18 protein-coding genes are annotated in these 21,790 nt (G+C 41.8%); 5 read left to right on the top strand and 13 right to left on the bottom strand.

All coding sequences use genetic code 11. The annotated features are described in order from the left end of the window. Positions 1-21: 21 nt before the first annotated feature. On the top strand, positions 22-726 hold the full coding sequence (locus tag FTV41_RS04695; protein ID WP_179996197.1) for a CoA transferase subunit A: 705 nt from the start codon (positions 22-24) through the stop codon (positions 724-726). A gap of 3 nt (positions 727-729) precedes the next feature. After that, on the top strand, positions 730-1,368 hold the full coding sequence (locus FTV41_RS04690; RefSeq protein ID WP_004971544.1) for a CoA transferase subunit B: 639 nt from the start codon (positions 730-732) through the stop codon (positions 1,366-1,368). Between the two features lie 277 nt (positions 1,369-1,645). On the opposite strand, the gene FTV41_RS04685 is transcribed toward FTV41_RS04690, so the two are convergent. The 4 genes from FTV41_RS04685 to FTV41_RS04670 form a co-directional block, all read right to left on the bottom strand. Continuing rightward, positions 1,646-3,130 carry an OmpA family protein gene (locus FTV41_RS04685; RefSeq protein WP_178318494.1) on the bottom strand — a complete coding sequence of 495 codons (1,485 nt, stop codon included), beginning with the start codon at positions 3,128-3,130 and terminating at the stop codon, positions 1,646-1,648. A 231-nt stretch (positions 3,131-3,361) separates the two neighbouring features. Beyond that, positions 3,362-4,597 (bottom strand): dihydroorotase, encoded by a 1,236-nt coding sequence (locus FTV41_RS04680; RefSeq protein ID WP_004971548.1) that lies wholly within the window; start codon positions 4,595-4,597, stop codon positions 3,362-3,364. Between the two features lie 10 nt (positions 4,598-4,607). Beyond that, complete coding sequence (locus tag FTV41_RS04675; RefSeq protein ID WP_004971550.1) at positions 4,608-5,624, bottom strand: aspartate carbamoyltransferase catalytic subunit; 1,017 nt, start codon at positions 5,622-5,624, stop codon at positions 4,608-4,610. Between the two features lie 305 nt (positions 5,625-5,929). Beyond that, positions 5,930-6,310 (bottom strand): hypothetical protein, encoded by a 381-nt coding sequence (locus FTV41_RS04670; protein WP_179991197.1) that lies wholly within the window; start codon positions 6,308-6,310, stop codon positions 5,930-5,932. Between the two features lie 327 nt (positions 6,311-6,637). On the opposite strand from FTV41_RS04670, the gene rlmKL reads away from it, so the two are divergent. Further along, positions 6,638-8,842 (top strand): bifunctional 23S rRNA (guanine(2069)-N(7))-methyltransferase RlmK/23S rRNA (guanine(2445)-N(2))-methyltransferase RlmL, encoded by a 2,205-nt coding sequence (gene rlmKL / locus FTV41_RS04665; protein WP_004971555.1) that lies wholly within the window; start codon positions 6,638-6,640, stop codon positions 8,840-8,842. 73 nt (positions 8,843-8,915) lie between these two features. Here the strand turns inward: rlmKL and FTV41_RS04660 are convergent, their stop codons facing one another. The 3 genes from FTV41_RS04660 to FTV41_RS04650 form a co-directional block, all read right to left on the bottom strand. Then, positions 8,916-10,199 (bottom strand): DUF945 family protein, encoded by a 1,284-nt coding sequence (locus tag FTV41_RS04660; RefSeq protein WP_179995349.1) that lies wholly within the window; start codon positions 10,197-10,199, stop codon positions 8,916-8,918. Between the two features lie 228 nt (positions 10,200-10,427). Continuing rightward, positions 10,428-13,007, bottom strand: coding sequence for an ATP-dependent chaperone ClpB (gene clpB, locus FTV41_RS04655; protein ID WP_004971561.1), 2,580 nt, complete (start codon positions 13,005-13,007; stop codon positions 10,428-10,430). Between the two features lie 311 nt (positions 13,008-13,318). Beyond that, entirely contained in the window at positions 13,319-13,741 is a 423-nt protein-coding gene (locus tag FTV41_RS04650; RefSeq protein ID WP_004971563.1) for an OsmC family protein, read from the bottom strand. A gap of 148 nt (positions 13,742-13,889) precedes the next feature. Between FTV41_RS04650 and crp the strand changes: the two genes are divergently transcribed. Both crp and FTV41_RS04640 read left to right on the top strand, forming a co-directional pair. Next, positions 13,890-14,594, top strand: a complete 705-nt coding sequence (gene crp, locus FTV41_RS04645; protein ID WP_004971566.1) for a cAMP-activated global transcriptional regulator CRP — start codon at positions 13,890-13,892, stop codon at positions 14,592-14,594. 205 nt (positions 14,595-14,799) lie between these two features. After that, the gene (locus FTV41_RS04640; RefSeq protein ID WP_179989325.1) at positions 14,800-15,849 is read left to right on the top strand and encodes an NADP(H)-dependent aldo-keto reductase; all 1,050 of its coding nucleotides are present in this window, start codon (positions 14,800-14,802) and stop codon (positions 15,847-15,849) included. A gap of 168 nt (positions 15,850-16,017) precedes the next feature. Here FTV41_RS04640 and FTV41_RS04635 read toward each other — a convergent pair whose 3' ends face one another. The 6 genes from FTV41_RS04635 to FTV41_RS04610 all read right to left on the bottom strand — a co-directional run bounded on the left by FTV41_RS04635 (position 16,018) and on the right by FTV41_RS04610 (position 21,709). Beyond that, the gene (locus tag FTV41_RS04635; protein ID WP_004971571.1) at positions 16,018-16,800 is read right to left on the bottom strand and encodes a M48 family metallopeptidase; all 783 of its coding nucleotides are present in this window, start codon (positions 16,798-16,800) and stop codon (positions 16,018-16,020) included. Between the two features lie 156 nt (positions 16,801-16,956). Further along, complete coding sequence (locus FTV41_RS04630; protein WP_004971573.1) at positions 16,957-17,265, bottom strand: hypothetical protein; 309 nt, start codon at positions 17,263-17,265, stop codon at positions 16,957-16,959. Between the two features lie 238 nt (positions 17,266-17,503). Then, positions 17,504-18,823, bottom strand: a complete 1,320-nt coding sequence (locus tag FTV41_RS04625; protein ID WP_004971574.1) for an adenylosuccinate synthase — start codon at positions 18,821-18,823, stop codon at positions 17,504-17,506. Positions 18,824-18,892: 69 nt separating this feature from the next. Beyond that, positions 18,893-20,059 (bottom strand): ATP phosphoribosyltransferase regulatory subunit, encoded by a 1,167-nt coding sequence (locus tag FTV41_RS04620; protein ID WP_096901061.1) that lies wholly within the window; start codon positions 20,057-20,059, stop codon positions 18,893-18,895. A gap of 165 nt (positions 20,060-20,224) precedes the next feature. Continuing rightward, positions 20,225-20,539, bottom strand: a complete 315-nt coding sequence (locus tag FTV41_RS04615) for a hypothetical protein (protein WP_004971580.1) — start codon at positions 20,537-20,539, stop codon at positions 20,225-20,227. 135 nt (positions 20,540-20,674) lie between these two features. Continuing rightward, positions 20,675-21,709, bottom strand: coding sequence for a type I glyceraldehyde-3-phosphate dehydrogenase (locus tag FTV41_RS04610; RefSeq protein ID WP_004971581.1), 1,035 nt, complete (start codon positions 21,707-21,709; stop codon positions 20,675-20,677). Between the last annotated feature and the right edge of the window lie 81 nt (positions 21,710-21,790).

Here is a 21,790-nt window from a genome sequence, read left to right as displayed (position 1 = left end):
CAGAGAATAAAGAGGTGACAAATGTCCAATAAAGTATATGACAGCGCACAAGCTGCATTAAATGGCGTGGTTCAAGATGGGCATACCTTGGCGGTGGGTGGTTTTGGTTTATGCGGTATTCCTGAAGCCTTGATTGCTGCGTTAAAAGATACAGGTGTGAAACAGCTGACTTGTATTTCCAACAACGCAGGGGTCGATGGTTTTGGTTTAGGCTTATTGCTTGAAACCAAACAAATTAAAAAAATGATTTCATCTTATGTCGGCGAAAATAAAGAATTTGAACGCCAGTTTTTAAGCGGTGAACTGGAAGTTGAACTTACCCCGCAAGGCACACTGGCAGAAAAATTACGCGCAGGCGGTGCGGGTATTCCTGCATTTTTCACCCCAACAGGTGTAGGCACTGTCATTGCAGAAGGCAAAGAAGTCCGTGAATTTAACGGCAAAGATTATATTTTAGAAGAATCTTTGACTGCAGATGTCGCTTTGGTCAAAGCCTACAAAGCAGATAAAGCGGGTAATCTTATTTTCCGTAAAACAGCACTAAACTTTAATCCTGTTTGTGCTATGGCAGGCAAAATCACCATTGCCGAAGTTGAACAAATCGTTGAAATTGGCGATTTAGACCCCGACGAAATCCACTTAGCTGGTATTTATGTGAACCGCATTGTCCTCAATGCAAGCCCAGAAAAACGGATTGAACAAATGACTTTAAAGGCGGAGGCTTAAGACATGGCTTGGACGCGTAATCAAATGGCGCAGCGCGCTGCACAAGAATTAGAAGATGGTTTTTATGTCAATTTAGGCATTGGCTTACCCACACTGGTCGCCAATTATATTCCTGAACATATCAATGTCTGGTTACAGTCCGAAAATGGCTTGCTTGGCATTGGTGAGTTCCCAACTGCCGAAACTGTAGATGCCGACCTGATCAATGCAGGTAAACAAACTGTGACAGCGCGTAAAGGTGCGGCTTTTTTCTCTAGCGCAGATTCCTTTGCCATGATTCGTGGCGGGCATGTCAATATCGCTATTTTAGGGGCAATGGAAGTTTCTGAACAAGGCGATCTTGCCAACTGGATGATTCCCGGCAAGAAAGTTAAAGGTATGGGCGGTGCAATGGATTTGGTTGCAGGCGTACAAAAAGTTGTAGTGCTGATGGAACATTGTGCCAAAGATGGTACGCCTAAAATTGTATCGCAGTGCAGTTTGCCACTCACAGGTAAAGCGGTGGTGCATCGTATCATTACCGACTTAGGCGTGCTTGATATTACTCCACAAGGCGTAAAGTTGATTGAACTTGCACCCGATGTCAGTTTTGATGAAATTCAAAAAGTCACAGGTGTTGCCTTACAAAAAGTCGCAGCTTGATGAATTTATCTCGAGTGAATAACCCTCTCCTTTGCAAGTTTTGATGCACTGCTTTAAAACTTAATACAAGGGAGAGGGTTTGTTTTGACTTTCATACTTTCCCACTCAACTTATTCAATCTACTCAACAAATCACTAATTTATAAAACTATTCCTCAAACCAAAGAGCATCCAAAAATTACTTTCAATTTCGATATTTGCACAATACTTCGGGATTGATCCACAATAAAAAAGCCTTCACTTTGCAAAGTGAAGGCTTACAAGAAAATAGACCTATTTTAAGATTGAGGCGCCTTTTGCTCTACCACGCCAGCATCTTCCACACTACGCACCGTGCCTGTATCTACATTCAAGACTTCAAACTCAATACGGCGGTTTTTAAATTGACCTTCTGGCGTTGCATTTGCCGCAATCGGCTGCTCTGAACCAAAACCAATGGCTTGCAATTGACCCGGATTTACACCACGTGATACTAAATAATCGACCACTGCTTGCGCACGTTGTTGTGACAAAGTTTTGTTGGCATTGGCATCACCTACGGCATCGGTATGCCCTTTCACGGTTAATTGCACTTGTGGCGCGCGCTGCATCAATACCGCAGCCTGATCTAAAATAGACTTATTGGCTGCTGGAATTTCAGTCGATGCAGAATCAAAATTAATGATTTGCATATTGAGTGCCGTCGCAATATCCAAAGCTTGAATATTGTCAGGATTAATTGCAGCCAAAGCCTGCTCGGCATTGCTAATACTGCTGGTTACAGCCTGATTCACATCGGTTACTGTAGTTTCTGCAGGTTGCTGAGTCACTACAGTCATGTTTTTAGCCAATGGACGAATTTGACTGGCTAAACGCTCTGCATCGGCAGGGTTCGCGGCTTGAATAGACAGTTGATTACCCACCCAGTTTAAATTGACATTCGGTACACCTTTCAGCATTTTTAAAACGCTTGGAATCACGTCCTGATCAATAAATTCCGAATGATAGTTGGCAAAATTTTCTGCACCACAACCTGTTGGATGATTGAAAATTTGCTTCACTTCATTCTGCAGAATTTCCATATAGCTTGGATTATTCAGCAAAATTTGACAGGTCACCAAATTACCATCACTGCCTGTACTGACTTGCAACATTGCAGCCTGATTCGCTGCCACTTGGGTCTGTGTGGTTGCAGGCGCTTGGTTGCGGTCACTACATGCACGGAATAAAAATGCCAATAAACCAATTAAAATAATTAAAGCTAAAATTGGCAATAACCACGAACGGCGTTCTTCTACGGGCTCAGTCACAATGACTTCAGGTGCTTGATGTACGGTTTGGCCCGCAGCATTATTTACCCCCAAAGCAGCCAATAATGCTGTTGCCCACTGCGGTAAAGCCGCCTGAATTGAATCTAAATTGTTTTGCAGTAAATGCTGAATGGCAACTGGGTCAGATGAACCTGCCTGATTTTCCAAAAAGTTTAAACTTGGTGCAATTGAACGATTCAGGGTGTTTTCAATTTCGGTTTGCGGTGCTGTGCCGCTGACCAAATCTAAAAACTGCTGTTTTAAAGATAGATTTGAACCAAATACATCGCCCACACGTGGATTCAGTTGTCGCAGCAGATTGTCAATCAGTTCAGGTCGTGAATTTAAAATAGACAATAAAATGGGATAAAAACTATTTAATGCCTGATTTTTTTCAAGCAAATGCTGGGTTTCCCCTTCCAATACAATGGATGACACACTTTGTTTGAGCAAGTCTATAAAATCTGTTTGCATATATATGCCCTCTTTTTTGTCTTTGTTTTCAAGTTGTTTTTTAGTGTATATGCTTAAAATTTAAACAAATGTAATAAATTGTGGTGTTTTGATTTTGTTGTGAAATTTGAGTCAACGGAATGTAGAGTCTCTTCTTCGATTTTCTATTTGGGGATTGTTAAAATTCAATAAAAAAGCCAGCCGAAGCTGACTCTTATTTAAACTTGAAAATAAAATATCAATCAGAGCATATTAAGCAGTAAAGACGCGTACTGCTTTGCCTTTTACAACTTGATTAATCAAAGGCGTATTTTTGCCTTGTGACACAATCGTTTCTTTGTTCAGTGTCCATTCCACTTCTGGATCAACCAAGACCCAACCCGCTTCCTGTTCCCAACGACTTTGCATTTTTGCCACACGCGCAGGTGCAAGTGTCACTTTTTCTACCCATTCCAATGGACTGAACAGACCTTCCTGAATCAGTTGAATCCCAAATGGAATATAAGTATCAAATGCAGTAAAACCTGACAAAGTATCTGCAAATGGTGCCATTTTTGCAGAGCTATTTAACGGCTCATGATGAGTACAAATCGCATCAATCACACCATCTTTTACACCTTGACGCAGTAATGCTTTGTCTTGCTCTGAGCGCAGTGGCGGACGTACATGCGCTAACGAGTTAAAACCATCAATAATTTGATCGGTTAAATGCAGTTGATGCATCGCCACATCGCAAGTGACAGGCAAACCTTTGGCTTTAGCTTGTTGAATCAATTCAACTGATGCACCACAAGACAATAAGCCAAAATGCGCACGTACACCTGTGGCTTCAATCATCAGCAAATATTTGGCAATCGCTACGGTTTCTGCCAAAGTTGGAATCATAGGCAAGCCCTGACGCGATGCAATAAAACCTTCATGCACACAGCCATCTTTAGCAATTTGCGGTTCTTCGGCATAGAACACCACGGTCATGTCCAAACCTGCAGCATATTCCAGTGTGCGAATCACGACATCATCATCTTCAAAAGGTGCATTGGCATTGGACACTGCACTACAGCCGCCTTTTTTCAGTCCCGCCATATTGGCAGGCTGCTTGCCGTTTAAACCTTGAGTTTGTGCACCAATCACTTCTAAATAAATGCCACCATCCAACATGGCTTTTTCGACCAAACCATGAATGAGTGCACCGTTGTCTTGCACGATTGGTTTAGAATCGGGTGGCGTAAATAAGTGCAGAATTCCGTTTTCACGTGCGGCCTTGCCTTCAGATTTGAGCGTGCCATGTTGTTGCTGACCAGGTTCACGTAAACGTGCGCATAAATCGACCATAGTTGGCATGAGCCATTGACCTTGGGCATCTATGCTTTCGCTAATATCTGCACTTTCTGCAACCAACTTGCCATTTTCAAGATATACCGTTTGTACGCGGTCAATTTGCTGGATTGGGTCAAGCACACGTACATTTTCAATTTTTACAATCGCCATGACTTTTTCCTTATACCGCAATCGCGTCAATCAAACCTTGTTCTTGCAATTGACCTTGCATCGCCAAGGCCAATACCGCCATACGTACCGCAATACCGTTGGTTACTTGATTTAAAATCACCGATTGAGGCCCATCGGCAATGCTTGAATCAATTTCGACACCACGGTTCATTGGACCAGGATGCATCACAATACAGTTTGGTTTTGCAAGCGCCAAACGCTCTTTGTTTAAACCGTACATTTTGTAGAATTCGGCTTGTGAGGCAAGTGCTGGCGAATCAATACGTTCATTTTGAATACGCAGGGTGATAATCACGTCGCAATCTTTAATGCCTTCTTCCATTTTGTTAAATAAACGCACGCCTGCGCCATATTCATCAAAACCGTAGGGCAACAAGGTGTTCGGTGCAATCACGCGAATGTCTTTACAGCCCAGTGTTTGCAAGGCAGCCACATCGGAACGCGCCACGCGTGAATGTTTGATATCACCAATAATCGCAACACTTAATTCTTCATAAGGTCGTTGGGTTTCACGGCGAATGGTCAGCATATCCAACATCGCTTGCGTTGGATGTGCATGACGGCCATCACCCGCATTAATAATGGCAACCTTTGGGCAAACCGTTTTAGCAATAAAATGTGCTGCACCTGAAGATGAATGACGCACCACAAAAATGTCAGCAGCCATCGCCTCTAAGTTCCACAAAGTGTCACGCAAAGTTTCACCTTTAGAGGTACTTGAACGGGCAATATCAATATTGAGTACATTGGCAGAAAGACGCTTGGCTGCGGCTTCAAATGTGGTGCGGGTACGAGTAGAGTTTTCGAAGAACAAATTCATCACCGTGCGCCCTTCGAGCAAATTATTGGTGATCAGTTGGTTTTGTTCATTGAAAAAGGACTGTGCTGTGTCCAGAATTTGGGTGAGGGTTTCTTTGGAAAGACCTTCGATGGTTAAAAAGTGTTTTAAATGCCCATCTTTATTCAATTGAATCTGGCTCGGAGTATGCAATGCCGCCAAATGCATGAGAGATTCCTTATACGTTAAGTTAACGCATTATACAGAAATTGATTTGGCAAAGCAGTGTAACTTGGCGTGATTTAGTCAAAAGAAACTTATGATTTTAAAAATTAAGTCATGCAGACTCATCTACACTTTCTTTCATGCTTAATACTCTACAAAGCGATGTGAAAGGATGGCATTTATATTTAACTGCTCTGCTAGCCAATCATCTTGATATGGGCTTGATGAACATCTGGTGGGTCAATCTTCGCCTACAACTGCCTACGCAACCTTCAGGCTATGTAGGCATAGTCTGTACAATTCACCGTTTAACGCAATGCCCCTATATAATGATGGGACACCTGCGCCCGATAAATTTCTTCAGCTGTAGGTTCAGTCAAGTCATCTATATTTTCTACTGCATCTAATTGCTGCGCTTCAGTCTGTGGCGACGTTATTTCTGCATCAGCATCCATTAAGTTAGCCAATATACTGTTTAAGCGCAGCGCATAACGGCACAATTCCTCATCGTGTGTAGCGAGCGCCAATTGCAGCACAGCACGTGCATAGTCTGAATTTTCAACCAGATACATGACATCAATCACACGTCCACTGACCCGTCTTAATCGCGTATAAATTAAAGTGGCAACTGAAAAAATCTCGTTATTTGCTGTTAAAGCCTGTGCCGTGTTTAAAGTAGCCGTGGTCATTTAAATATTCCCCTTATCGCTTCATTGTTGTTTTGCAGTATTTGATGCTCATCTGCAAAATGTTCACCATCACAACAATGTATGAGCAAAATACATACCAATCATGTGAATATTCAGGTTTTTATTTTTCCGCAATACAATCACTCAAAATTTTTTAGAGATGTCATTACATCCTCATTGCCTTTTTAGAAAAAAACAGTAAAAAATGCCCTGAAGCTCTTCAAACCTAGACCTTTAAAATTCTGCACGATTCACGCTAAATCACTAAGTTTTCTAGCACAAAATACGGTAAAATAGCCGATTGCTGAATTGCTTTTGGAAATTTTCATGAATTCGAAACCCCGTCTTTCTACATATTGGGTCACCTGTGCAGATGGACTTGAAACCTTATTGCAAGAAGAAATGCAAGGTTTAGGTATTCAAAATATCGAACGTTTACCGGGTCGTTTAATTTTCAAAGGCACACTCGAAAATGCCTATCGTGTCTGCATGTGGTCACGTTTAGCCTCACGTGTCCTTACACCAATTCACACACACGAAATTGAATTTAGTCACGACGCGCGCGATGTAGCCGAAGAGCTTTATGAAGGTGCGCTGAGCTTTGATTGGTCACTGATTTTTGCGCCACAAAGTACTTTTGCAGTGCGTTTGCATATAGAGCGTGACATTAAAGTGAACAGCCAATTTGCGACCTTGCGCGTTAAAGATGGTGTGGTCGATTCATTTATGGATGCAGTGGGCAAACGTCCAAGCATTGACATCAAACAGCCTGAAATTACCTTATACGTGTTGGCAGGTAAAAAAGAACATACATACTGCCTAGATTTATCTGGCGATTCACTGCATAAACGCGGCTATCGTCGTTTTATGACCGATGCCCCAATTAAAGAAAACCTTGCCGCAGCGATTCTGCAAAAAGGTCAATTACAACAAATTCAACCCGACATTATTTTAGACCCAATGTGTGGTTCGGGCACGTTTATTATTGAAGCATTGATGATGCTGACTGACCGTGCACCGGGTTTGGTACGTCGTTTTGGTTTTAACGGTTGGCAAGGTCACGACCATGAATTGTGGATGAGCATTAAAGCAGAAGCGGCAGAACGCCATCAAACTGCATTACAACAGCCCTTGCCAAAATTCTATGCTTTCGATGCCGACTGGGAAGCAGTCAAAGCCACCAAGCAAAATATTATTGCGGCAGGTTTTGAAAGTCTGCTCGATCAGATTCAAATTGAAGAACGTACTTTGGCTGACTGGCCCGACTTTCAAGCCGAAGGTAAAAAGGCCTTTATTGTAACCAACCCACCTTATGGTGAGCGTTTGGGCGATAAAGCCTCGAACCGTGCCTTATATTTGGGTCTGTCTGCCCTCTTGCAAAAGCATTTCCCAAATCAAAAAGCAGCCGTCATTGCAGCCCAAGTTGAACAAGCCGATGTGTTGGCTTTCAATGACCCGCAAATTTTACGTTTGATGAACGGTAAACTGCCAATTTATGTCCGTTTTGGTACGATCAAACCTGCAACATTCGCACGCCCATTCTTAGCAGATTGGCAACCGCAACAGTTTGAACCCATTGAAGGCGCAGAAGATTTCACCAACCGTTTGCAAAAAAACATGCAGAGCCTGAAAAAATGGGCGGTGAAAGAAAATGTGCATTGCCTGCGTTTATACGATGCAGACTTACCTGACTTTAATGTCGCAGTCGATTTATACGGCGACCGTTTGCACGTGCAGGAATATGCGCCGCCGAAAAAAATTGATCCTGAAAAAGCCAAAAAGCGTTTTAACCTTGCCTTACAAGCCATTCGCGCTGTCACAGGTTTAGGGCGCGATGCGGTATTTATTAAAACCCGTGCCCGTCAGGAAGGTAAAAACCAGTACACCAAACAAAGTACCGCCTCGAAGCGTTTTATTGTGCAAGAAGGTCAGGCTAAAATTTTGGTTAACCTCACCGACTACCTAGATACAGGCTTGTTCCTTGACCATCGTCAAATGCGTTTACGTATTGCCAAAGAAGCACGTGGCAAGCACTTCCTGAATTTATACAGTTATACCTCAACTGCAAGTTTACATGCCGCGCTTGGCGGTGCAGCAAGTACCACCAGCGTCGATTTATCCAATACTTATTTGAATTGGTCTAAAGAAAACTTTGTATTGAATGGTTTAACGGTAGACCATGCCGATGAACAACATCAATTCTTTGCCAGTGATTGTTTTGAATGGCTCAAAGAAGGTCATGAACAATATGATCTGATCTTTATTGACCCACCAACTTTCTCAAACTCTAAAAAGTTCTACGGAACATTTGACGTACAACGCGACCACGTTTCTTTAATTAAGCGTGCCATGAACCGCTTAACCACAGGCGGAACGCTGTACTTCTCCAACAACTACCGTGGTTTTGAAATGGATGAAGAAATTGAAGCCATGTTTGATGTGCAGGAAATTAGCCATGAAACCATTGGGCAAGATTTCAAACGCAACACCAAAATCCACCGTGCTTGGAAAATTCAGCACCCGCCTGTTTAAATAAACGATATGGCAATACAACAAAGCCTGTTCATTTGAACAGGCTTTGTTTTATCGTAGATCAGTATCTAGATTATTGACCAGTTAAAAACTTCTTTTCACCATATTGATAATGCATCGACAGTTTAAATTCATCACCATCACGTTGAATTTGCTGATTGCTTTGCATCGCACTGAGTATCTGTTCCAACTCTTGATCAGACATGCTTTTACCTGCAGCATTCATATAATTATTCATAATGGTTTTGACCACTTGCTTGTTAAAACTCACATCGGTTTGCATTTCCAATAAACTTGGGAACATTTTCGCTAAGCCTTCTACAGTGGTTTGATGCCCTGGCATCACTTTACCAACCAAATCTGCCCGAATACTGCCTGTGCCTAATTTCAACTGATTCTTCTTGGATTCGAACTGAAAGCCCTCATTAATCACAGCCAACAAGGCTTGTTGAACTTCTTTCTCAAAGTTTTCCGCTTCTAGGCATGAGTTGTTTTGTTTTTGCACAATATCAAGAAACGTCTGCATTTTACTGCGCTGCAAGTTTTTAACATCCCAATTCACTTGCAGGTCTTGCATGGCAGGCACATTATTTAAACCTAACTCGGCAATTTTAAATTTCGATTGAATATCTACCGTGCGCTCATGCAGTTGAGTATCCATACGCCAACTGAAGTCTTTCATTTTGCCTGAACCCACTGCTTTTGGGTCTTGACGCTGCATTTCTGCAATACTGAATTGGAAATAGCCCGGCTCTAAAGACTGCACATTCAAAGCCTGATTGGTTTTAAACTGCATGCCTTTTACTTGAAGATGTCCAAATTGATCCAGCACCGTCAATTGAGGCACATCAAAACTCATATTTACAATTTTCTGCTGCCCCTGACTTTGTTTCGCCTGAAACTCAATCTGCATAGGAGAAAATTTAGCTTCAAGTCCTGCTTCTTTTTTCTCTATAGCAGGTATGCTCAATTTCGTGGTCGATACACCCAACCAATTCACTTGCGTTGTCACATTTAGAGGCTGCTGAAAGAACTCGGAAAATTGTCCCTGCCCTTGTTCCAGATTCATTTTAGAATCAATTTGGTAACCTTTCCATGTCCGCTGAATTTGATCTTGTCCGTGAAACACCAGTTTTTCTTTAGCATTACATGGGTCTGCAATAATGGTCATTTTCCATTTGGCAGTACCTGTTAAAGTCCCCATGTCGTAGTCCGTATATTGGACGCTCACATTGGGTACAGGATTTAAATTTTGTTGATAATGCTCACGCAGGCTCTTATCTGCATATAAATTTCCTGCAGTGACAGCTCCTGCCAACACTGCAACCCCCATTCCACCCCATACTATTTTTGACATAGATTCTGCTCAGAATTTATCTATTCTTATTGAACAATAAATTATAATTAATCTTCTTTAAAAAAGATAATTGTTTTGCAAATAAATCACTTAAATATAATATTCATCACAAAATATTAAAAATAGCTGTCATTTTTTACCAAAAATTTTACTTATGTGACCTAAATTGTCAGTCATAAAAAACCCAGCCGAAGCTGGGTTTCTTAAAAGTTGCTTACACATAGCCAATTAGCTGAGTTTCATTTTTTCAAACAGCAAATGACCATTTTCAGCTTTAATTAAAATCGTATCACCTGCAACAAAGTCACCTGCGAGGATTTTTTGCGCCAATGTGTTTTCCACTTGTTGCTGAATTGCACGTTTCAATGGACGCGCACCGTAGACTGGGTCAAAACCTGCTTCAATCAATTGATCAAATGCAGTATCGTCTATCGACAAGCTCAAGTCGCGTTCGCTTAAACGCGCACGTAAACGATCCAATTGAATATCGGCAATGCCACGAATTTGTGCTTTTTCCAGTGAATGGAACACCACCAACTCATCAATACGGTTAATAAACTCAGGGCGGAAATGTTGTGAAACTGCGGCCATGACCACGGTACGCACTTCTTCACGTGTTGGATTGTCACCCAATTCACGTACTTCGTGTGAACCCAAGTTAGAAGTCATCACAATTACAGTGTTCTTAAAGTCCACCACGCGACCTTGCGAGTCGGTTAGGCGTCCATCATCCAACACCTGCAACAAGATGTTAAATACGTCTGGATGGGCTTTTTCCACCTCATCAAACAGCACCACACTGTACGGTTTACGACGTACTGCTTCGGTTAATACACCACCTTCTTCATAACCGACATAGCCTGGAGGCGCACCGACCAAACGGCTGACCGAGTGTTTTTCCATAAATTCAGACATATCAATCCGAATCATGGCGTCATCGCTGTCAAACAAGAAGTTCGCTAACGCTTTGGTCAATTCTGTTTTACCTACCCCTGTTGGGCCAAGGAACAGGAACGAACCACTTGGACGGTTAGGATCAGACAAACCTGCGCGTGAACGACGTACCGCATTCGACACCGCCACCACAGCTTCATCTTGCCCCACCACACGGTTATGCAAGAAATCTTCCATGTGTAGCAATTTTTCACGTTCACCCTGCAGCATTTTCGATACAGGAATGCCCGTTGCAGCACTCACGACTTCAGCAATTTCATTGTCCGTAACTTTGTTACGCAATAATTTTGGTTCTTCTTTCTCTTCAACCAACTCATCTTGTGCCAGTTGTTTTTCCAACTCAGGAATCACACCGTATTGTAAACGTGACATTTCCGCCAAGTCATTTTCACGCTGCGCTTTTTGCAATGCCATACGTGCCTGATCAAGCTGAGTCTGAATTTGCTTGGTGCCTTCAACCAAGGTTTTTTCCGCTTTCCAGACTTCTTCCAAATCATTGTATTCATTCTGAACTTCAATAATTTGTTTTTCCAGATGTGCAACTTCAGCACGGCTGCCTGCATCTTCATCTTTCTTCACGGCTTCAAGTTGCAGTTTTAATTGAATTAAACGGCGCTCTAATTTATCTAAGGCTTCAGGCTTAGAATCTAGCTCCATTTTAATCCGTGACGCTGCCTCATCCACCAAATCAATTGCCTTGTCGGGAAGTTGACGGTCAGTGATATAACGGTGCGACATTTTAGCGGCGGCAATAATCGCCGAATCTAAAATTTTCACCCCGTGGTGCACTTCGTAGCGTTCTTTGAGACCTCGTAAAATTGCAATGGTGTCTTCTACACTTGGCTCATCGACCAATACTTTTTGGAAACGACGCTCTAAAGCCGCATCTTTTTCAATATATTGACGATACTCATCTAAAGTAGTGGCACCGACGCAGCGCAATTCGCCACGCGCCAATGCAGGTTTCAGCATATTGCCTGCATCCATGGCACCGTCGCCTTTACCTGCACCCACAAGTGTGTGTAATTCATCAATAAATAAGATGACTTCACCTTCTTGTTTCGCCAAGTCTTTTAAGACCGCTTTTAGGCGTTCTTCAAACTCACCGCGATATTTCGCACCTGCCAACAATGAGCCCAAATCTAAAGATAAAACACGTTTACCTTTTAAGCTTTCTGGCACTTCACCATTCACAATACGCTGAGCCAAACCTTCAACAATCGCAGTTTTACCCACACCAGGTTCACCAATGAGTACTGGGTTGTTTTTGGTACGGCGTGACAACACCTGAACGGTACGGCGAATTTCATCATCACGACCAATTACAGGGTCTAGCTTGCCCGCCAACGCACGTTCGGTTAAATCGATGGTATATTTATTGAGTGAGTCACGTTGATCTTCGTGATTATTGCTCATGACTTTTTCATCCCCTCTAATTTTGTCAATCACGCTACGCAAACTATCTGAGGTCACGCCTACACTGTTCAGTAGTGTTTTGGTCGCGCCCACTTCGGTCAAACCCAGCATCAACCAATCGGTTGACAAGAACTCATCACCTGCTTTTTGGGCAAAACTGTCAGCCAAATTCAAGGCTTTAACCGCATCTGGACTTAAGTTGATATCGCCTGTTGGATTGGCCAAAGTCGGTGCATCGGCAATCGCTTGCTGTAATTTGCTTTGCAAATCACGTAGGTTTGCGCCTGCTTGTTGTAATAAACTGACATTGGAAGCTTCTTCGAGCAAAGTCGCCAATAAGTGAATGCCTTCAATGGCAGTATGATCTTTCCCTATCGCAAGAGATTGGGCATCGGATAAAGCTTGCTGTAGTCGGTTGGTAAACTTTTCAAAACGCATTCTTGTTATTCCTCACAACAAATTGTGTACTTGATGGATATATGGGAACGCAGGCGTAAATTTCAATTAAATTTTTTATATATTTTTCAAAATCTTAATTAAAATTAACAGATAGATTTCAGTAATAATATTGGACTGATTAAAGTAAATTTCAAGTTTAGTCTGGTAATTTTTTATTTTAGTTGAGTCATTGACATACACTTGCATATCAATCAATTAAAGGCTTTTGATTGTTATTTATGCCATTTGAAATATTTAGTTACAATGATTGGCAAAATATACCAACCATTGTATGACCTATCAGTCAAAGCTTAATCTTGTTCAATAATTTCAAAATCATGGCTAATTTCGACGCCACCATCAGATAGCATTTTACTTGCAGAACAGTACTTTTCTGCTGAAAGTTCAACCGCCTTCGCAACCTGCTTTTCCTTGACAGCCTTGCCTTTGACCACAAAATGCAAATGAATTTTGGTGAACACGGCAGGGATGCTATCGGCACGTTCTGCTTTTAACTGACATTCAACATGCGTCACTTCTTGGCGTGATTTCTTTAAAATAGTCACAATATCGAATGAAGCACAACCACCAAGTCCCATTAAGATTAACTCCATAGGACGTGGACCACGGTTTTCACCGCCATATTCTGCAGATCCATCCATCACCACAGAATGACCACTTTCCGATTTGGCTTCAAAAGCAACGTTCTCTAACCACTGAACACTTGTTTGCATTGCAACTACCTAAAAAAAACTATAAATTGACACGGGTATTTGTACACTAACATAACTTGAGTTGATAAGGAATTTCATCTCTACTGTGTGACAAGTTCAGACTAGGTCTTGTGCGATCTATTATTTATCCATTTTCGGAACCGTTAGCATGACTTCAAACTTTTCACAGCTGAGCACTGATGCATTGTCCCCTGGACAACTGCCTGACTCAGTCAAAGCATTATTAAAACGTGCATACATCAACCGTTATCCAAAACGGACAACTATTGTTGATGCGGGGACTGAATCTAAATCGTTATATTTGATTTTAAAAGGTTCAGTATCAATTATTCTTCGCGAAGATGATGATCGCGAAATTGTTGTGGCATATTTGAATCCAGGCGACTTTTTTGGGGAAATGGGTCTGTTTGAATCGAATCCACAACGTACTGCAGAAGTTCGTACTCGTGATGTCTGTGAAATTGCAGAAATTACTTATGAAAACTTCCACGAACTCAGCAAACAATATCCTGACTTAAGCTATGCCGTTTTTGCACAGCTGGTACGTCGTTTAAAAAATACTACACGTAAGGTAACTGACCTTGCCTTTATAGATGTGTCTGGTCGTATTGCACGTTGCTTGATTGATCTTTCTGCGCAACCAGAAGCCATGATTTTGCCAAACGGTCGTCAAATTCGTATTACACGCCAAGAAATTGGTCGTATTGTCGGCTGTTCACGTGAAATGGTCGGGCGTGTTCTAAAAACACTTGAAGAACAAGGCATGATTGAAACTGATGGTAAAGCCATTCTGATTTTTGATGCTTCTTTGGAGCAAAATGAATCCACTGATGGCAACTTTGATGACGAGTAAACCATCTATATGCTCATTAAAAAAGCAAATCTTCGGATTTGCTTTTTTATTGCCTGTATATAACTTATAGCCATTTTCAACTATAAAAATATAATTCTTACGACCATTACAAAGCATCAGCAATTTTAACTGCCACAAGCGGCTCAAAATGGTTTAGCCTCTTAGGACATGACTTCATAAAGACAATGTTAAGCGAGATGCTAAGATGCAATTTAGACCTTTGGCAAAAACAGGCATTCTAGTTCCAGAAATCTGTTTAGGCACCATGACATTTGGTGAACAAAATACCCAGCAAGAAGCCTTTCAACAACTCGATTATGCGCTAGAACGAGGCTTATATTTTTGGGATACCGCAGAAATGTATCCCGTACCACCAAAAGTAGAAACTCAAGGTGCAACTGAAACTATTATTGGCAATTGGTTACAACAACGTGGCGGACGTGACAAATTGTTTTTAGCCTCTAAAATTGCAGGCCCTTCGCAAGGCGGCAGTCATATTCGAGATGGCAAAACCCGCTTTAACGCAGAGGATATTCATTCTGCACTGGATGGCAATTTAAAACGCCTGCAAACCGACTATATCGACTTATACCAACTGCACTGGCCACAACGCCCAACCAACTTTTTTGGCAAACTTGGTTATGGCAACCAAGAAGCACAAAATACGCAAGAAGTAACCGACCTTGCTGAAACCTTAACCGCGTTGCAACAAGAAATTCAAAAAGGACGGATTCGCTATATAGGTCTGTCGAATGAAACCCCGTGGGGCACCATGAAGTTTTTACACTTGGCAGAACAGTTAGGATTAAGCAAATTTGTTAGCGTACAAAATCCGTATAACCTGCTGAATCGTACTTATGAAATTGGTATGTCTGAAATTGCCCATTATGAAGGTGTTGGACTACTCGCCTACTCACCTTTGGCTTTTGGTTATTTAACTGGTAAATTCCGTCATGGCGCACGCCCTGCCAATGCACGTGTCACGCTATATTCACGTTTTAGCCGTTACAGTAATCCACAAAGCGAATGGGCAACCGAGCAATACGCCCAACTTGCAGAACAACACGGCTTGAGTTTGACGCAACTGGCGCTGGCATTTATCAAGCAGCAATTTTTTGTGACAAGTACCATTATTGGCGCGACGAATATGGCGCAACTCAAAGAAAATATTGATGCCTTTGACATCACCTTATCAGATGAAATTTTACAAGGCATTGAAGCCATTCATCGTCAACAACCCAATCCAGCGCCCTAATTTTATTTTAAGCACTGCTTTAAAATGAAATTAAAAATATGAACTCAGCAATAACTCATCATTTTTATGCTGTTTAAAGTCAAAAAGTCTTCAAAAAAAAGATGCGCATAAAACCATGCGCATCTTTTTTGTGTTTTATCTTAACCAGTTGAACTGGCTGAGGTCATCTTAACGACGACTTTGGTTATATAGCGCTTGTGCTGCTGGCAAGTTTTTACGCATTGCTTCAATACGCTGACTGTTCGATGGGTGAGTCGATAAGAAGGACGCACCGCCGCCACCTTCAAGCTTGTTCATTTTTTCCCAAAGGGTAATTGCAGCTTGTGGGTTATAACCTGCACGCGCCATCAGCATTAAACCACCCTGATCGGCACGACTTTCCAAATTACGTGAATATGGCAAGCCAATCCCAATTTGGGTACCCAATTGCGCTGCTGCTGCACCCAATTGACCAACGTTATTGCCTGCCGCACTTAAACCTACGTTCAAGGCAATATTGGTTAAAGCCTGTGCACCAATTTTACTTTTCGCGTGTTCTTCTAAAGCATGCACCATTTCATGCCCCATAATTGCGGCAATTTCAGCATCAGTTAAATTCAGTTTATTCACAATACCAGTGTAGAACACCACTTTACCACCAGGTGCGACAAAAGCATTGACTTGATCAGACTTAAGTACCGCCAATTGCCACTGGAAAGGCTGACCTGTTTGGTTCATTTGATTGGCATGTGGAATCAAACGCTGAAACACAGTATTGATACGTTTATACGTGGTGGAGCTTGTGTCTAACTGATTTTTATTGCGTGCGTCTTGCACCATTTCATTATAGCTTTTGGTTGCAGTTGCATTTAAGGTCGCAGTATCTGCACCCGCCATGTCTGCAACAGTCGTACACCCTGAAACTGTGATTGCGCCTGCGGCACATAAACTTAACATCAGTTTTTTGTTCATTATAATAATCTCCGCCTTGCGAGCTATCTTCATACCAATCAATTATATGAAATCAATTCAAGGCTTTAAATCTATAATCACTTCATAATCATATCATTTATGTAAACAACGCCTAAGCTGTGTACAGATTGTATGTCTGAGCGATCAATCACTACCCTAGTAAAGAAATTGATAACATAACCAAAATACTAAACAGAAAACATTTAAACCCAAGTAAATTTTAGACACTACTTCTACTTTTTCTTCCATTTCTGGATTTTTGCGTTTGTAGAGTAGGTAAGCATTTTGAATCAGAATCAGTGGCACCAAAATACAGGCAAAAATAACGCTTAAACCAATAAATGCCTGATACATAATATTCGGATCATGCTTTTGCGATAAAATCAGCATCATGGCAATGGTCGGTGCGCCGCCCATCGCAAACAATAAAGAATAAAAAATCGTACTGGTAATATTTTTATGCATCCTGCATAACCTTAATTAAATTTAATTTTCTAAAGCCATTGTAACAAGCCACCCTGCTCTGCACAGCGCCAGTCATCTGCAACTTTAGTCTTGAAAAAACAACTCACTCAGCATCATCTATAATGTTTCCAAAAATGAGTCGCTATTGAAACTGAAACAACAGCAATAAAAAGCCCCATCATTTAGACAGGGCTGAGTACATCATCAGAGCTTAAATGCTATGCTAAATCACAACGACTTAAGCATCAAATGGATGACGTAATACGATAGTTTCTGCGCGGTCTGGACCTGTAGAAATAATGTCGATTGGACATTCAATTAACTGCTCAAGACGTTTGATGTAGTTCACTGCATTTTCAGGCAATTGTTCTACACTGGTCGCACCCACAGTTGATTCAGACCAACCTGGCATTGTTTCATAAATTGGCTTTAAGTTTTCGTATGCAAGCGCATCAGAAGAACCTACACAACCTGAATCGGTATTTTCATAACCTACGCAGATTTTGATTTCTTCTAAACCGTCCAATACGTCTAACTTGGTCAAGCAGATACCAGACAGTGAGTTTACATCGACTGAACGACGTAAAATTTCGGCATCAAACCAACCACAACGACGTTGACGACCTGTAGAAGCACCGAACTCGTGACCCACAGTACCTAAGTGTTTACCAATCGCATCACCTACGTCATTTGCTGCGTCATACACCAACTCAGTTGGGAATGGGCCTGCACCTACACGTGTGGTATAAGCTTTGGTAATCCCTAAAACGTAGTCTAAATGTAATGGACCTAAGCCTGAACCAGAGCTTACACCGCCCGCAGTTGTATTCGATGAAGTCACATACGGATAAGTACCGTGGTCAACATCAAGTAATGAACCTTGCGCACCTTCAAACATAATGTTGTCACCGTTTTTACGGTAATTATGAATTTCAGTCGTTACATCAACCACTAATGGTGCAATCACTTCACGCCATTGGTCACATAGCGCTAAAACTTCATCTAACTGAACTGCTTCAACACCGTAGTATTGTGTCAATTGGAAGTTGTGATAGTCCAATAATTCAGTCAATTGAGCGCGTAGTGCTTCACCGCCACGAACCAAGTCAGCAACACGAATCGCACGACGTGCAACCTTGTCTTCATAAGCTGGGCCAATACCACGACCTGTTGTACCAATTTTGGCATTACCACGTTTTTTCTCACGTGCTTGGTCAAGTGCAATGTGGTTCGGCAAAATAAGCGGACAGTTTGGTGAAATACGTAAACGCTCTTTCACTGGCACGCCTTCTTGTTCCAAAATACCCATTTCTTTAATGAGTGCTTCAGGAGAAAGTACTACACCATTACCAATTAAGCACAGTACGTTTTCACGTAAAATACCTGATGGAATGAGGTGTAATACAGTTTTCTTACCACCAACCACGAGAGTATGGCCTGCGTTGTGTCCGCCTTGATAACGAACGACTGCCGCCGCCTGATCTGTGAGCAGGTCGACGATCTTACCTTTACCTTCGTCGCCCCATTGGGTACCAAGTACCACAACATTCTTGCCCATAATAGCCTCATTACATCATGCTGTTAAAATTGAAAACCAAGACCTGTAACATGAAACATGCCTTGGCGATTAAATTTTTTCGACTGTCCACTCACCATTTGCAAGAACCAATTGGTGCGTTGCGTATGGAACCGAGTTTAAATCATCATTACCCAACAATTGAATTACACTAAAGCCTTGCGCACGTGTGTTTTGGATAGCCGCGATTAAATCAGGTTGTGAGCCTTTAGGCGCAACAACAACAGACGATGATTCAAAACGACCTGCACTTAATACAAACAAGTCACAAGAGAAACCTGTTGCAGGGCGCGCACGTCCGAAATGCTGACCAATGCCATCATAACGACCGCCTTGTGCCAATGGTGCAGCACGATTTGGCGCATACACTGCATACATTAAACCTGTGTGATAGTGATAAGAACGCAGCTCAACCACATCAATACCAATATGCAAGTTTGGCCAACGTGCCTGAATTTCAGCTTGTGTTGCTTTCACGGCTTCAAACGCTTGCTTAAATTCGGTATTTTCCAACACATCAGCACTTAAATGAGCCTGCAAAGCGGTTAAATCACTGGCATAGCGACCTAAAGCATAAAAATCTGAACCGAAATTTAAATCTTGGGTAAATTCTGCCAATTCAGGCAATGCTTTACGCTGATATAAATCTGACAATTGACGTTCAGTGGCTTTGCTTAATTCTGCTTGTTTAACCAAGCTACGGAACAAGCCGACATGACCCAAGTCTAAATGCACACCTTCTGCCAAACCTGCTTCTTTTAGCAAGCTGAGCATCAGATCAACCATTTCTACATCGGCATCAATGCTGTCTGAACCAAATAACTCTGCACCCAATTGCAATGGTGCACGTGTGGTATTAAAACCTTGTGGTTTGGTATGTAAAACCGTACCTGCATAGCAGTAACGTGCAATGCCATCTACAGGATGTACATGCGCATCAATACGCGCCACTTGTGGTGTCATATCGGCACGAACACCCAGCAAACGACCTGAAAGTTGGTCGATCACTTTAAATGTGGCAAGGTCTAAATCTTGATTCGATTCTGAAAGAGAAGATAGAGATTCAATGTATTCTATGAATGGCGTGTACACCAACTGATAACCTCGAGATGCGAGGAAATCCAGTGACTTACGACGCAAGCTTTCAATCACTTGCGCTTGTTCTGGTAATACATCAGCTACACCATCAGGTAATAACCATGTCTCTGAAATGGGCATGTTGTAAACCTAAATTCTTGTTTGCGCGGAACGAATCCGCATAAAAAAATCGGGAGCACACCCGATTTCTCCTAGTTTAGCATGATACTTTTGCTCATGCACCTGACTTTTTCTGAAATATGCGGTAAAAAAATATGAATACACCACATCTTTCAAAGCCATCATTTAAAAGTCCTGATTTGATTTCACCGCCTTTGCCAATAAACTGACCAACTCAGCATTTTGCATTTCAAGCTGTGCGGTTTTTTGCACGGTTTTATCTAGCGCATCTTGCTGAACCTGCATCTTTTTAGCCAAATCCTGCATGATCTCCAACGTCTTTTTTAGATGCTCTTCTAAATGTAATACTTTTTGCTCGACTTGCTGTTGATGTTGCACGTCGCTGCTGCTGTCTGCCTGATTTTTAAATTGCAACCAAATCAGAAAAATGACAGCAAGTGCCAGCAAAAAAATAAATCCCCACAATAAAATAATCATCATGCCACTACTCTATTCAAATTTTCTATGCAAACTTTGTTATATCAATCAGTGAATTAACCGTGAATACGAAGTGTAAAATCTGTCATCACTATTACACGCTTTTCACACTTTGTATATGTCTTAAAAAGTAGCCGCTTACACCGCCCGCTGACTAAAAGATTCACACAAATCTAGTAAACGGTTGGCATAACCCCACTCGTTGTCATACCACGCAAAAACTTTGGCTTGATGACCCACGACCATGGTTTGACTTAAATCGACAATTAAAGAATAAGGTGAATGGTTAAAGTCGCTCGATACCAAAGGCTCATCGGTCACTTGCATAATTTCGGCATAATCATGCGCTGCCGAAGCACACAACACCTGATTCAATTTATGCACCGTAATTGGCGACTGAGAAATAAAAGTTAAATCAATGGCTGCAACATTGATGGTCGGCACACGAATCGAGTAACCATCAATCCGATCTGCCATTTTTGGCATGACTTGTTTTAAAGCACCTAGGGCAGAAGAAGTTGTAGGAATAATATTTTGTCCTGATGCACGCGCACGACGTAAATCGCGATGCGCCTGATCCAATACAGTTTGATCGGCTGTGACTGCATGAATTTCAGTCATTAATGCGGTATCAATTCCAAAAGCGTCATCAATAATTTTAACCAGTGGTACTAAAGCCTGCGTGGTGCAAGACACACTGGAAATAATTTGGTCAGTATTTTTGACTTCGTGATGATTGACACCATAAACAATCGCAGCATCTACAGTATCGAATGGTGCAGCGCCAATAATCACACGTTTGGCGCCCGCAGTAATATGCTGCGTTGCCGCCTCGCGGGAACGAAACAACCCTGTGCATTCCAATACCACATCTACATTTAAAGCTTGCCACGGCAACTGTGCAGGTTGAGCCTGATTCAACACCTGAACTTTTAATTGCGCCAAACCTGCAGAAATATTCAAAAAAATCTGTTCATTTTCAAGGCTAATTTCCACCTGCCCTTTAAAACGACCATGGGTACTGTCGTATTTAAATAAATGAACCAAGGTTTCTACATCGGCAATGTCATTTATGGCGACGATTTCAAAATGAAAGTCTTTGGGATTTTCAAACCAAGCCCGCAGCACATTGCGCCCGATTCTACCAAAGCCATTGATTGCCACTCGTTGCATGACCGATCCTTTCATAATGAAATCAAAATTTAAGCACAGACTATGTTAATAGATTTTGAGGCCTTACTGAAAAAAATCAGA

It is taken from the genome of Acinetobacter sp. YH16051 (assembly GCF_013417135.1).
Classification (GTDB): Bacteria; Pseudomonadota; Gammaproteobacteria; order Pseudomonadales; family Moraxellaceae; genus Acinetobacter; species Acinetobacter towneri.
This window is presented reverse-complemented; position numbering and strand designations above follow the sequence as displayed.

What these genes read in the sequence shown, in the direction of transcription:
- FTV41_RS04685 (WP_178318494.1), bottom strand. Translation starts at nt 3,130, where the DNA reads ATGCAAACAGATTTTATAGACTTGCTCAAACAAAGTGTGTCATCCATT.
- FTV41_RS04695 (WP_179996197.1), top strand. Translation starts at nt 22, where the DNA reads ATGTCCAATAAAGTATATGACAGCGCACAAGCTGCATTAAATGGCGTG.
- rlmKL (WP_004971555.1), top strand. Translation starts at nt 6,638, where the DNA reads ATGAATTCGAAACCCCGTCTTTCTACATATTGGGTCACCTGTGCAGAT.
- crp (WP_004971566.1), top strand. Translation starts at nt 13,890, where the DNA reads ATGACTTCAAACTTTTCACAGCTGAGCACTGATGCATTGTCCCCTGGA.
- FTV41_RS04610 (WP_004971581.1), bottom strand. Translation starts at nt 21,709, where the DNA reads ATGCAACGAGTGGCAATCAATGGCTTTGGTAGAATCGGGCGCAATGTG.
- FTV41_RS04635 (WP_004971571.1), bottom strand. Translation starts at nt 16,800, where the DNA reads ATGAACAAAAAACTGATGTTAAGTTTATGTGCCGCAGGCGCAATCACA.
- FTV41_RS04690 (WP_004971544.1), top strand. Translation starts at nt 730, where the DNA reads ATGGCTTGGACGCGTAATCAAATGGCGCAGCGCGCTGCACAAGAATTA.
- FTV41_RS04625 (WP_004971574.1), bottom strand. Translation starts at nt 18,823, where the DNA reads ATGGGCAAGAATGTTGTGGTACTTGGTACCCAATGGGGCGACGAAGGT.
- FTV41_RS04660 (WP_179995349.1), bottom strand. Translation starts at nt 10,199, where the DNA reads ATGTCAAAAATAGTATGGGGTGGAATGGGGGTTGCAGTGTTGGCAGGA.
- FTV41_RS04675 (WP_004971550.1), bottom strand. Translation starts at nt 5,624, where the DNA reads ATGCATTTGGCGGCATTGCATACTCCGAGCCAGATTCAATTGAATAAA.
- FTV41_RS04670 (WP_179991197.1), bottom strand. Translation starts at nt 6,310, where the DNA reads ATGACCACGGCTACTTTAAACACGGCACAGGCTTTAACAGCAAATAAC.
- FTV41_RS04620 (WP_096901061.1), bottom strand. Translation starts at nt 20,059, where the DNA reads ATGCCCATTTCAGAGACATGGTTATTACCTGATGGTGTAGCTGATGTA.
- FTV41_RS04640 (WP_179989325.1), top strand. Translation starts at nt 14,800, where the DNA reads ATGCAATTTAGACCTTTGGCAAAAACAGGCATTCTAGTTCCAGAAATC.
- FTV41_RS04630 (WP_004971573.1), bottom strand. Translation starts at nt 17,265, where the DNA reads ATGCATAAAAATATTACCAGTACGATTTTTTATTCTTTATTGTTTGCG.
- FTV41_RS04650 (WP_004971563.1), bottom strand. Translation starts at nt 13,741, where the DNA reads ATGCAAACAAGTGTTCAGTGGTTAGAGAACGTTGCTTTTGAAGCCAAA.
- clpB (WP_004971561.1), bottom strand. Translation starts at nt 13,007, where the DNA reads ATGCGTTTTGAAAAGTTTACCAACCGACTACAGCAAGCTTTATCCGAT.
- FTV41_RS04615 (WP_004971580.1), bottom strand. Translation starts at nt 20,539, where the DNA reads ATGATGATTATTTTATTGTGGGGATTTATTTTTTTGCTGGCACTTGCT.
- FTV41_RS04680 (WP_004971548.1), bottom strand. Translation starts at nt 4,597, where the DNA reads ATGGCGATTGTAAAAATTGAAAATGTACGTGTGCTTGACCCAATCCAG.